We start from the raw sequence: 12,375 nt of genomic DNA, 5'->3' as shown, positions 1-12,375 counted from the left end.
AAAAGTAGTACATAACAAGGGAAATATATGAGTTTAAAGCAGACCCTGTGTGCTTACGAGTTAATCGATAGCGCCGTTGTTAATGGGGATGATATTGTCGCTTTGTTTAAAAACTTTACTACCATTGAAGCATCATCAAAAACAGTGCGAGATGGAAAAGGGCAAAGTGATTTTGTGCGTATCGTGATCCCAGGTACTCATGGTAAACGCCAAGGTAACCATGCCCCAACATTGGGGATTATTGGGCGTTTAGGGGGTATCGGAGCGCGCCCATCTCGTATTGGGCTGGTTTCTGATGCTGATGGCGCTATTGCTGCCATTGCGACGGCATTAAAACTTGCCGAGATGAGAGAAAAGGGTGATGTCCTCATGGGGGATGTGATCATTACGACGCATATTTGCCCAACAGCGCCAACACGTCCTCATAGCCCCGTTGATTTTATGGACTCACCACTCAACGATGAGACGATGAATGAAAATGAGGCCATCCCAGAAGCGGATGCTATTTTATCTGTGGACACGACAAAGGGAAATAGGCTGATCAACCATAAAGGTTATGCCTTGTCACCAACGGTAAAAGATGGCTATATCTTGCCTGTTTCTGAGGACTTACTTCATTTGATGGAGTGGAGCAGTGGGCAGAATGCGGTGACGTTCCCGCTCGCGGTACAAGATATCACGCCTTACGGCAACGGATTACATCACATCAATAGTATTATGCAGCCAGCAGTCTCAACAACAGCCCCTGTTGTTGGTGTGGCTATTTGTACGCAGACAATTGTGCCGGGTTGTTCAACAGGCGCTAGTCATGAAGTGGATATTGCCGCATCGGTGAAGTTTATGATTGAAGTTGCGAAGGCATTTGGTAGCGGTAATTGCCAATTCTATGATGAAGAGCAATTCGCACTGCTTAAATCACTTTATGGTGATGTCTCTTTTTTACAAACCCACGGCCGTCCCCATTGATATCAAAAGATTGATATTAAAAAATAGACACAGTTAACGACCAATCATGCAAACCAGTTATTGCTAAATGAAAAGTAATTAACTGTGCTCTATTACACGGGGGTTATTCTTGAGGCGTTGCCTCTGCACTTGTATGATTCAACGTACTGCTTTCAATCGGAATGATGAGGTTGGCATGGTTCCCTTTTGGGCCAGTATTAATACTAAAATTGACTTTCTGACCAGCTTTTAATGTCCTGTAACCTTCCATTTGTATACAAGAATAATGAGCGAAAATATCTTCGCCCCCATTTTCTGGGCAGATGAAACCAAAGCCTTTGGCGTTGTTGAACCATTTAACTGTACCTGTCTCCATACATCGTCCTTCGTATTTACAAGTTGTGTTTGACATAAATGCATAACCACTATGCATCGACTAAGTATAATTACACATATTGACTGTCTGCAAATCATACTGTAGTGAATTGCCTTCGGACGTCAAGCGATCAATTTGCTGATTTTTGGCGAAGTGATAAAAATTTGATATGGCTAACGCTCTCCAGTTTATTAATTTTGAAGCAGATCACAAAATTTAGGCCATATGAGTTGCGTTAGGTTGCGTGTTACACTGTTATTAAGCGGAAACAGCAATTGATAAAACAAATGATTTTATTTATGTTTTATTGTTATCTTGATTAATAGAAATCATTGATAATAAAGGCTATGCTTAATAAATCTTAACTCCGAGCACGACAAGTAATGAGCGATTTTCTTGGTACATTTAAAACAGATGTTGTTTTTAAAGATGAAGTGGAGCAAGTTTTACAGCCCCCTTCGATGTATAAGGTTATATTAAATAACGATGATTACACTCCAATGGATTTTGTTGTTGAAGTGTTGTAAAAATACTTTTCTTTTGATGAAGAACGCGCTACACAGATAATGTTAGATGTCCATTTTCAGGGGAAAGGGGTTTGCGGTATCTTTACGGCAGAGGTTGCGGAAATAAAAGCGGCACAAGTTAACAGCTATGCGCGCGAACATGAGTACCCTTTGTTGTGCACAATAGAAAAAGTGTGAACTCGCTAATATCAATTTTGGGAGGTGCTTATGCTCAATCAAGAACTGGAGCTGAGTCTAAACGTCGCATTTGCAAAAGCGAAAGATAATCGACATGAATTTATGACAGTGGAGCACCTGTTGCTGGCATTATTGAGTAATGCGTCAGCACGTGAAGCATTGGATGCCTGTAAAGTTGACCTTGTTGTTCTGCGACAAGAGCTTGAGCACTTTATTGCGCAAACGACGCCACTGTTGCCTGAAAATGATAATCGCGATACTCAGCCAACATTAAGTTTTCAACGCGTTCTGCAACGTGCGGTCTTCCATGTTCAATCATCGGGTCGCAATGAAGTAAGTGGCGCTAATGTACTGGTCGCAATATTCAGTGAGCAGGAGTCACAGGCAGCTTATTTATTGCGTAAACATGATGTAAGCCGTTTAGATGTTGTCAATTTTATCTCCCACGGCACGATTAAAGGGGAAGCTTCGGCATCATCCGAGCAAGATACGCCAAACAGCAACGTCAATCATGAAGAACAGCCTGTTTCTGATGATCATATGGATAATTTCACAACCAATCTGAATCAACTGGCTAAACAAGGCAAAATTGACCCGCTGGTAGGGCGTCAGGCAGAGCTAGAGAGAACGATCCAAGTTCTTTGCCGCCGTCGCAAAAACAACCCATTGCTGGTGGGAGAATCTGGCGTTGGTAAAACAGCGATAGCGGAAGGGCTAGCATGGCGCATTGAGCAAGGGGATGTCCCCGAGGTCATGAACGGCTGCACTATCTATTCATTAGATATTGGTTCTTTATTAGCAGGCACTAAATACCGAGGTGATTTCGAAAAACGGTTTAAATCACTGCTAAAAATGCTGGAAAAAGACAGTAAAAGCATTCTATTTATCGATGAAATTCACACGATTATTGGGGCTGGTGCAGCGTCTGGTGGTCAAGTTGATGCGGCAAATTTAATTAAGCCATTGTTATCAGGTGGCCGTATCCGTGTTATTGGTTCAACGACTTATCAAGAGTTTAGTAATATTTTCGAAAAAGATAGGGCGTTGGCACGCCGCTTCCAGAAAATTGATATTGTAGAGCCAACAACCGAAGAAACGGTACGTATCATTAATGGATTAAAACCGAAATACGAATCACACCATGATGTTCGTTATACGGCAAAAGCCATTCAAGCCGCGGTTGATTTGTCGGTTAAATACATCACGGATAGGCATCTGCCAGACAAAGCGATTGATGTTATCGATGAAGCAGGCGCTCGGACACGTTTGGTTGCACCTAGCAAACGTCGGAAAACCATTGGTGTGCCTGAGATTGAATCTGTAGTTGCGCGTATCGCACGTATCCCAGAAAAAACCGTCTCTTCGAGCGATAAAGAGCGCTTAAAAACGTTAGATTCGCGCCTGAAAATGCTAGTGTTTGGGCAAGATGATGCGATCACCGCATTAACAGAAGCTATTAAAATGAGTCGAGCGGGGTTAGGCCAAGATCATAAACCGGTAGGCTCCTTCTTATTTGCAGGCCCTACTGGGGTAGGTAAAACGGAAGTCACAGTCCAACTCGCTAAGGCATTGGATATAAAATTATTGCGCTTTGATATGTCTGAATATATGGAACGGCATACCGTGAGCCGCTTAATTGGTGCACCTCCTGGGTATGTAGGGTTTGATCAAGGCGGGCTTTTGACGGATGCGGTGATTAAACATCCACATTCTGTTGTGCTGCTTGATGAAATTGAAAAGGCGCATCCCGATGTGTTTAATATCCTTCTACAAGTTATGGATCACGGCACACTGACAGACAATAATGGGCGCAAAGCCGATTTCCGTAATGTGATTGTTGTCATGACAACCAATGCAGGGGTTCAAGAAACACAGCGCCGCTCAATTGGCTTTGCAGAGCAAGACAACAGTACGGATGCGATGTCTGAAATTAAGAAAGTCTTCTCGCCTGAGTTCCGTAACCGTCTTGATGGCATTATTTGGTTTAATTCATTATCCATGGATATCATCATACAGGTGGTGGATAAATTCATTGTCGAGCTACAAGCGCAACTTGATGAGAAAGGTGTTTCGATTGAAGTTAGCCAAGAGGCTCGCCGCTGGTTGTGTGAAAAAGGCTATGATAAGGCGATGGGAGCCCGACCTATGGCACGTGTGATCCAGGATAACCTGAAAAAACCATTAGCAAATGAGCTACTGTTTGGTTCGTTAACTAATGGCGGCTCAGTACGTATCGGGCTTGATAATAAAAGTAACACACTGACATATAGCTTCAGTAGCGTGCACAAGGCCTCTCCGGAGGATGCGGTATTCTGACAACAAATAGACCACAGGTGTCTTGTGCACCTGTGGCTGTATCAGGCCTTGCCTGAAGAGATAGAATCAGCGGCTACGGAAAATGATACGGCCTTTGCTCAGGTCGTACGGAGTTAACTCTACAGTTACCTTGTCGCCTGTCAGGATGCGGATATAGTTTTTACGCATTTTTCCAGAAATATGGGCAGTCACAACGTGACCATTTTCCAGTTCAACACGAAACATTGTGTTTGGCAGGGTATCCAGTACTGTGCCCTGCATTTCAATATTGTCTTCTTTGGCCATCTAATCCTCTAAGTCTAATAACCATGATTTTTAACGGGCAAGATAATGCCCAAAAACCCTCACTAAGTAAAGAAATGTTGCATTTTAAAGCGATTTTTCTTGAACAGTATGGGCATAAAATAACGTAAAGCCAAAATTCGCTATTCGAATAATGGCGGTATTTCAATCGATTGCGGTAACCAGCAGGCGGGATCAATCGCTTTGTTACGCCACCGATAAAGAATATGTAAAAAATCCCGACGGGATATTTCTTTTGCGCCTAATGAGGCGGTATGGTGGTTAAGTACCTGACAATCAAAAAGCTGCCCATTATAGCGCAAAAAATGAAAATAAAATGTAATAAAAGCAAATTTGGAGGCATCATTCATCCGACTGAACATAGATTCCCCACAAAATAGGTGCCCCATGTTCACGCCATACAGGCCGCCAACCAGTTCTTCACCATACCACGCCTCAATAGAATGAGCGATCCCCTGCTCATGAAGTGCCTGATACCCCTCACGCACCTCAGGTAAAATCCATGTTCCTTCGTCACGTATCGCACAAGCTGCGATGACATCTTTGAAGGCATGGTTGACAGTGACGCGATACTTTTGCTTTCTCAATAACTTTTTCATCGAACGGCTAATGTGCAATTCGCCAACCATTAAAACCGCTCTAGGATCGGGTGACCACCATAATGGCATTTCGCCCGGGTTAAACCAAGGGAAAATGCCATCATAGTAGGCAGCCTTCAGCCGATCTGGCGCTAAATCGCCACCAATAGCTAACAGGCCATTAGGTTCCCGCATCGCTTCATGGACGGGCGGGAACAGATAGGAGTCATCATCGAGCTGGTACATGATGTGCCTCACAGGGCCTGCTGTTGTAAATGGCGCTGGCGAAACTGAAAATAGCGGCCTTTTAAATCTAAAAGCGCCTGATGTGAGCCTTGCTCAACAATTTCACCGTTATCCATCACGCAAATAGTATCCATTTGCTCGATACCTTGCATGCGATGGGTGATCACAATTAGTGCCTTATCGGCACATTTCTCTTTTAACAGGGCAAGGATCTGCTGCTCTGTTTGTGCATCAAGCCCTTCGGTTGGCTCATCCATTAAAATTAATGGCGTATTATGTAATAGCGCTCGAGCGATCCCTAAGCGGCGCTGCTCTCCACCCGATAATTGTCGACCACCTTCACCCATCCAAGCGTTAAGTTTTTGCTCATTTTCCAGCAAATTACCAAGACCAACTTGGTCTAACACCTCAATGAGCTGTTTGTCGGTTGCCTTATCGTTAGCGAGCAGTAGGTTATTACGCAAGGTATCACTAAAAATGTGTACCCGTTGTGGAACGACTGACATGAGCGAACGCAGTGCTTGTTCACTATAGTCACTAATATTTTGACCATTAATTTTGATCATACCACTATCAACATCCCATGCTCGAGTGAGTAATTGCAAAAGTGTTGATTTCCCACAACCTGTTTTACCTAATAAGGCGATGTGTTGCCCCGGTAGCAGTGAAAGCGAAACCTGTTTTAAAACTGCGAAAGGTTGCTCGGGGTAAGTAAATGAAATATTGTCGACAACAAGGCTTTCCAATTGGGGAAGGGATAAACCGTTGTCAGGGAATGTTACCTCTGGTTTGGCATCAATTAGCTGAGAAACACGTTCAGCAGAAGCAATCACTTGCCCCATATGCTGAAAAGCAACGGCGACAGGGCCTAAGGCTTCAAAAGCGGCCAGTGCACAGAAGACAAATAAAGCAATGAGTGCTCCTGGGTTAGTATTCCCCCCCACATGATCTGCCGCCATCCACAACAACAAAGTAGCAGTAAAACCAGAGGCAAATAGAATAATGGCTTGAGATACCCCTGTTAGATTGGCTTGCTGTTGTTGGCGCACTTGCCATTGGCTTTCAATATTTGCCAATGTTTGGCGAAAACGGGGAAGCGCTCCAAACAAAGTCAGTTCCGCTTGCCCTTGTAAAGCGGATGTCAGGACAGTGCGGTAATGGGCACGTAAGTAAGTCAGCTCTTGTCCGATGGGCTTACCTGCACGATAAAAGACAAACGGTAAGGTAAATAATAAAAACAGCATAATACAACCGAGTGTCCACGCTAGGCGAGGGTCAAGGAAGCTCAACCCAAAAATCAGGACAAAGATCACGACAAAAGCAGCAAAAATCGGCGATAAAACACGTAAATATAGGTGATCGAGGGTTTCGACATCCGCCACAAGGCGGTTAAGAATTTCCCCTTGGCGGAAGCGGCTGATCCCCCCCGGTGAGAGCGGTAATATTTTACTAAAGGCGAACACACGTAAATGGGCCAAAACTCGGAATGTGGCATCATGGCTAACCAGTCGTTCGGCGTAGCGACCTGCGGTCCGGAAAATAGCGGCACCGCGGACACCAGCAGCAGGCAGCATATAATTAAAATAATAAAGCCCCGGAAAACCTGCAATTGCCGCCCCAGCGAGGAACCACCCTGATAGAGTAAGTAGCCCAATACTGGCAAGTAAAGTCACGATGGCTAAGATCATGCCGAGCAGGATCAAAAACCAGTGTCGGCGATAGAGAGCCAAAAAAGGTAATAGAACTCGCATTATCAAAGCTCCTCACTACGGTGAGCCAACAAGCGGGCAAACGGCCCTTCCGATTGGCTCAATTGTGCATAATGACCACGCTGAATGATTTGACCATTTGCCATCACCCAAATTTGGTCGTAATTAACCGTTTCTTCGAGTAAGTGGGTGACCATAATTGTCGTTTGCTGTTGAGCTAGTTGATTAAGAGTATGCATGACCCGTTTTTCACTGTGCGCATCAAGGCTAGCAGCTGGTTCATCCAGTAATAAAATACGCGATGGCTTTAAGAGTGTACGCGCGACAGCAACACGTTGAGCTTGCCCAACGGATAGCCTGGCAGCATAGTCGCCAAGGCGTGTATTTAAGCCATCAGGTAGCATAGGGAGAAACTCGGAAACATAGGCATCATCAATGGCTTGTTGTATTTCAGCCTCTGAAGCAGTCGGTTTACCTAAGCAGATATTCTCGATAAGCGTTTGTTCTGGTAAATGAGGGTTTTGACCCACCCAGCCAATTAATGCACGCCATTTATCTGGGCAAAGCTCTTTTAGCTCATCCCCATTAATTTTAATCGAGCCTTTATAGGGAAGAAAACCTAACAAAAGATTGAGTAAAGAGCTTTTCCCAGCACCACTTTGCCCGACAACAGCGATACGCTGTTGTGGCTCGATAGTAAAATCGAGAGGACCGACAAGACGTTGACCGTCGTGGGAATAGATTTCTAACTTATTTGCTTCAATTTGAATGGGTTTATCTTGCGGTGTCTTATCCCCAGTTTCTGTTTTTTGTTCGCCATCGCTTTCTAACAATGTCACCAAACTTTCTGCTGCGCCTACCGCTTGAGCTTTGGCATGATAATAGGTGCCTAAATCACGTAGAGGTTGGAAAAACTCAGGCGATAAAATTAATGCCAGAAAACCGGCAAACATGGTGACTGGTAACCCATAGCTTCCAAAATTTAATTCGCCAAGATAGGAAAAACCGAAATAGACGGCTACGATAGCGATTGAAATTGAGGCGAAAAACTCAAGCACACCAGAGGAGAGGAAAGCCATTCTAAGGACTTCCATGGTTCTTGAGCGAAAGTCTTCGGTAGATTCACGAATTTGTTGCACTTCTGCTTTTTCACGGAAAAACAGTCGTAATGTATCTAAGCCGCGTAACCGGTCGAGAAAACTACCGCTGAGGCGACCTAAAGCAACAAAGTTACGTCGGTTAGCATCTGCGGCACCGAGTCCCACTAAGGCCATAAAAATGGGGATCAACGGGGCGGTTGCAAACAAGATTAAGGCGGCGGCCCAGTTAAATGGGAAGATGGCAATCAAGATCATAATAGGGATGATGCCAGCAAGATACATTTGTGGTAGATAGCGCGAATAGTACTCTTGCATATCTTCTATCTGCTCTAGAACGATAGTCGCCCAGCTACCGGCTGGTTTACCTTTTACCCATACAGGGCCTAGCGCTTGTAGCTTATTTAAGACCATGTTGCGTACTTCTTGGCGTACAACTTGACCACAACGAAAGCCCACTCGCTCTCTAATAACCGTTAGGAGTGCGCGTAGCACAAATACGGCAAGGAGTAGGATAAAAGGGGTCAGAAGTTGCTCTCGTGGAGTGTGTTCCATAATCAGAGCTTGCAATATTACCGCCAAGAACCACGCTTGTGCGATAATCAGCAGACCACTAACAACGCCTAATAGCATAGATATACGCAGCCAACGTTTTGCGGATGTACTATGCTGTTTCAACCAACGTACCAATTCAGTCTGTCTTGTTTTATCCATAATGATCAGTGTGCAGGTATAGTTTTATATTGAGAGTGTGCCGCTAGCTAAAATAAGCCAATGGATTAAAGCTTAACGGAGTTTTTACCTATCATAGCAGCTTATTCGCGATATGTTGCATAATAAAAGTGTGTTATTAAAATAGCACAGATGATTGTTATCAATATGTTTTATAAAGGTAAATGATAATTGTCATCCATGCAAAACTAAAATCAATAAGGTAGTTAAACCTGTTAGAGCGATGTCGGTGAGTTTACAAGATGTGTGGCATTTAGCATACAAGGGATAAGCTGTAGGTTCATAACAACGAATGGCTTTACATAAATGAGTAAAGCCATTTATCACGCATAAATATTATTGCTCTGGTACCACTTGTAGCCATTCTTTAGGCACTAATTTAAATTGACCATTTAATAATTTATCCCATGCGTTATCTCGCTGTGCCACCGAATCATAATGACTGATTTGGTGATCAATAAACTTCCAATCAGTTATTTGATATTGCCAAATAGTACAGGCTAAAGAATCACTCTTAGGGGAAGCACGGCATATGATAACCTCATTTTGCCCATCTTGATTGATATCTGCCATAAAACCTAGGCAATGAGGTGGATGATAATTATTGATGCAGCTCGATTCGCGTGTTTGGGACCACCAACTTTCCGGCAATTCGGCACTATTTTTTGCGATAATTATGGCCTCTTTGGGGGATTTACTCATTTTTTCATTACCAATATCGATATCTGTATAGAGTAGAGCGGTGTAATTGGGATTTAATTTGAGCTTTTCGATAGCTTGTTGGCCTTTGGGCCCGAGTTCTTTTAAGGCAAAAGCGAGCCGAGGGTTAACGTCAATTTTACCATTTTCGATACTGGCTAATATGCTGTTTGCGGTAATACGGTTAAAATCAGCAATCGGACTACTAATCATAAGGATGGCAGCCATTAGCCCTACAATCCCTACTTTGTTTATGGTACCTAAAGATTTTGCCCAAAGCGTTCTTCGGCGAATAATAGCAAAGCTGTAGGCGAAAATAATGACGGTGAAAAAGAGTGCGATGCTAAAGGCATAGAGGCGAGAGACACTCCAACTGTATTGGTTGACACGCACTAAAATGCCGTAAAGTGAAAAAAGTGAGAAAAAATTCAATAAAATGATACTAGACAGCGTTAAGGTGTTTAGCCATGTAAAACGTTGGTATTGGTGGTGTCCATTCCCATAGGTCAAATTAATTAAAATGATATTTAAAGCCAAGAACCACAGTATTGCGCTAGCCCCCACCTCTAATATCGATAGTTTCATCACAAATGAAAATAAAAAACCACCGACAAATATGGCAGCAATAAGATGGAGTATTATCAGGAAAAAGCGGGCGATATAATGGATAAATTGGCTAAAGCGAAACTCAAATATTGAGCGTAAAAAAACCAGCCCAATATTAAATCCTAAAGTGAAACCTGAATATAAAGTAAAATTGTTATCAATAAGCTGACTAAGAGTAGAGAGATTGACAATCGTAAATAAAAAACTGGCGAGATAAAGTAAAATAACCAGAAGCCCACCAATGACGGTGGCAATAATCATTAATAGCGTATTTTTAATATAAAAATCGAGTAAGTGGCTATAATCAATATGCCATCTACCCACTAACTGACGTGTCTGCAACCAAGGTAGCAAAAAGAAAAAAAGAACAATTAAGGTAGCAAAGGCAGTAAATTGAGGTTGACTGTAACTTAATTCTAAGTTCTTTGCATCCCATAGCGTGATCCAGACTGTTAATACAGCAATGATCAAGATATTAGTATAGAAAATAGCTGATTTGGCATTCGTAATTAAGTAACTGACAGCAGAAGGTACAAAAATTGCGACCATAAAAGGAAGATAGGTATATGGGGCGCTTAAATTATAGATGAACGAGAATGAAGAGTCCGTTGACAATACAATCAAGGTCGATTGGATAATAGCAAGTAGAGCGACAAAAAGGTAGGCATAGCGGCTGATAGCTTCTCGTTGTATTTGTTGACCCATAATATTTCCTAGCGCGAATTGTCAAAAATAATGTATCAATAATTTGATTATTGTAGATTGATGGAGGAAACTCCCCTATGAACTTACTCTGAAAAAAAAGGAACTTATCCTATAAAGAGGGGGCAAAAAAGGCACCTATTTGAGGTGCCTAAAATGATCAGGATGGATGTGGTTATACTATTTTTTATCCGCTAAACCATCTAAGTAGCGTTCTGCGTCTAGGGCAGCCATACAGCCTGTACCTGCTGATGTAATTGCTTGACGATAAATATGATCCATTACATCACCTGCGGCAAAGACTCCTGGGATAGAGGTTTGCGTTGCATTACCATGTGTACCGGATTGCACTTTGATATAGCCATTTTCTAAATCTAGCTGGCCATCAAAGATAGCGGTATTTGGGCTGTGACCAATCGCGATAAATGCCCCCATCACCTCTAATTCTTCAGTTTCATCGGTTTTGGTATTACGCAAACGGACGCCTGTCACGCCCATATCGTCACCGAGTACTTCATCAAGTGTACGGTCGGTATGCAGCGTAATATTGCCGTTCTTCACTTTATCCATTAGGCGATCAACTAGGATTTTTTCTGCGCGGAAGCTATCACGACGGTGAACCAAATGGACTTCTGAGGCAATGTTGGATAGATAAAGGGCTTCTTCAACCGCAGTATTACCTCCGCCGACAACAACCACTTTTTGATTACGATAGAAGAAGCCGTCACAAGTTGCACAAGCAGAAACGCCACGGCCTTTAAAGGCTTCTTCAGAAGGTAAGCCGATATAACGCGCCGATGCACCTGTCGCAATAATCAGGGCATCACAGGTATATTCGTTTTCATCGCCAAAAAGACGGAAAGGGCGCTGCTTAAGATCAACCTTATTAATATGATCTGAGATAATTTCTGTTTGGAATTTGGTCGCGTGTTCATACATGCGATCCATCAAACCTGGACCAGTCAAGCCTTCAGGGTCACCCGGCCAGTTCTCAACCTCAGTCGTAGTGGTTAACTGACCGCCTTTTTCCACGCCAGTAATCAGAGCTGGACTTAAGTTTGCGCGTGCAGCATAAACTGCCGCTGTGTATCCTGCTGGGCCAGAACCCAAAATGATTAGCTTGCGATGTATGGCTGTGCTCATGAATACCTCATTTTCAGTATAAAAATAGCGATAATGGGATTGTAGGAGAATTGGCAAGCTAAAAAAAGTGATTTAAATACTAAGTAAATTATAGCTGAGCTATTTTTGCGATAGATAATAGTGATTAAAGTGAAAATTTAGTATGGCAAGTATGCTTATGTCACGTGGTAGGATTTTTAGGAATATTCCTGAATCCGGACAGCGAAACGTTTAAATAGA

At 43.0% G+C, this 12,375-nt stretch carries 9 protein-coding genes and 1 pseudogene; 3 read left to right on the top strand and 7 right to left on the bottom strand.

Going from position 1 to position 12,375, the window contains the following annotated elements; all coding sequences use genetic code 11:
- Positions 1–27: 27 nt before the first annotated feature.
- Positions 28–966, top strand: coding sequence for a DUF1177 domain-containing protein (locus M1E93_RS13590; protein ID WP_014657829.1), 939 nt, complete (start codon positions 28–30; stop codon positions 964–966).
- Between the two features lie 103 nt (positions 967–1,069).
- Here the strand turns inward: M1E93_RS13590 and cspD are convergent, their stop codons facing one another.
- A complete protein-coding gene (gene cspD, locus M1E93_RS13585) occupies positions 1,070–1,321 on the bottom strand; it encodes a cold shock domain-containing protein CspD (protein WP_004918068.1) in 252 nt (83 codons plus the stop codon).
- 383 nt (positions 1,322–1,704) lie between these two features.
- Between cspD and clpS the strand changes: the two are divergent.
- Positions 1,705–2,025, top strand: a pseudogene (gene clpS, locus M1E93_RS13580) (ATP-dependent Clp protease adapter ClpS).
- Between the two features lie 30 nt (positions 2,026–2,055).
- Positions 2,056–4,341: an ATP-dependent Clp protease ATP-binding subunit ClpA gene (clpA, locus tag M1E93_RS13575; RefSeq protein WP_004918072.1), complete on the top strand. Its 2,286-nt coding sequence runs from the start codon at positions 2,056–2,058 to the stop codon at positions 4,339–4,341.
- 66 nt (positions 4,342–4,407) lie between these two features.
- Here the strand turns inward: clpA and infA are convergent, their stop codons facing one another.
- From infA to trxB, 6 genes are all read right to left on the bottom strand, one after another.
- Positions 4,408–4,626 (bottom strand): translation initiation factor IF-1, encoded by a 219-nt coding sequence (gene infA, locus M1E93_RS13570; protein WP_004244560.1) that lies wholly within the window; start codon positions 4,624–4,626, stop codon positions 4,408–4,410.
- A gap of 140 nt (positions 4,627–4,766) precedes the next feature.
- Positions 4,767–5,468 carry a leucyl/phenylalanyl-tRNA--protein transferase gene (aat, locus tag M1E93_RS13565; RefSeq protein ID WP_004918075.1) on the bottom strand — a complete coding sequence of 234 codons (702 nt, stop codon included), beginning with the start codon at positions 5,466–5,468 and terminating at the stop codon, positions 4,767–4,769.
- An 8-nt stretch (positions 5,469–5,476) separates the two neighbouring features.
- Positions 5,477–7,219, bottom strand: coding sequence for a heme ABC transporter ATP-binding protein/permease CydC (gene cydC, locus M1E93_RS13560; protein ID WP_014657831.1), 1,743 nt, complete (start codon positions 7,217–7,219; stop codon positions 5,477–5,479).
- Between the two features lie 2 nt (positions 7,220–7,221).
- Positions 7,222–8,988: a heme ABC transporter permease/ATP-binding protein CydD gene (gene cydD / locus M1E93_RS13555; protein WP_014657832.1), complete on the bottom strand. Its 1,767-nt coding sequence runs from the start codon at positions 8,986–8,988 to the stop codon at positions 7,222–7,224.
- Between the two features lie 354 nt (positions 8,989–9,342).
- Positions 9,343–11,016: a DUF7057 domain-containing protein gene (locus M1E93_RS13550; protein ID WP_104873361.1), complete on the bottom strand. Its 1,674-nt coding sequence runs from the start codon at positions 11,014–11,016 to the stop codon at positions 9,343–9,345.
- Between the two features lie 177 nt (positions 11,017–11,193).
- On the bottom strand, positions 11,194–12,156 hold the full coding sequence (gene trxB, locus M1E93_RS13545) for a thioredoxin-disulfide reductase (protein WP_004918087.1): 963 nt from the start codon (positions 12,154–12,156) through the stop codon (positions 11,194–11,196).
- Between the last annotated feature and the right edge of the window lie 219 nt (positions 12,157–12,375).

It is taken from the genome of Providencia sp. PROV272, from assembly GCF_049901975.1.
GTDB lineage: Bacteria > Pseudomonadota > Gammaproteobacteria > Enterobacterales > Enterobacteriaceae > Providencia > Providencia stuartii.
Note: the sequence above shows the minus strand (reverse complement) of the source record. Positions and strands in the feature narration are given on the sequence as shown.

Excerpts from the sequence above, each read along its gene's own strand:
- M1E93_RS13590 (WP_014657829.1), top strand. The coding sequence starts at position 28 with ATGAGTTTAAAGCAGACCCTGTGTGCTTACGAGTTAATCGATAGCGCC.
- cspD (WP_004918068.1), bottom strand. The coding sequence starts at position 1,321 with ATGGAGACAGGTACAGTTAAATGGTTCAACAACGCCAAAGGCTTTGGT.
- clpA (WP_004918072.1), top strand. The coding sequence starts at position 2,056 with ATGCTCAATCAAGAACTGGAGCTGAGTCTAAACGTCGCATTTGCAAAA.
- infA (WP_004244560.1), bottom strand. The coding sequence starts at position 4,626 with ATGGCCAAAGAAGACAATATTGAAATGCAGGGCACAGTACTGGATACC.
- aat (WP_004918075.1), bottom strand. The coding sequence starts at position 5,468 with ATGTACCAGCTCGATGATGACTCCTATCTGTTCCCGCCCGTCCATGAA.
- cydC (WP_014657831.1), bottom strand. The coding sequence starts at position 7,219 with ATGCGAGTTCTATTACCTTTTTTGGCTCTCTATCGCCGACACTGGTTT.
- cydD (WP_014657832.1), bottom strand. The coding sequence starts at position 8,988 with ATGGATAAAACAAGACAGACTGAATTGGTACGTTGGTTGAAACAGCAT.
- M1E93_RS13550 (WP_104873361.1), bottom strand. The coding sequence starts at position 11,016 with ATGGGTCAACAAATACAACGAGAAGCTATCAGCCGCTATGCCTACCTT.
- trxB (WP_004918087.1), bottom strand. The coding sequence starts at position 12,156 with ATGAGCACAGCCATACATCGCAAGCTAATCATTTTGGGTTCTGGCCCA.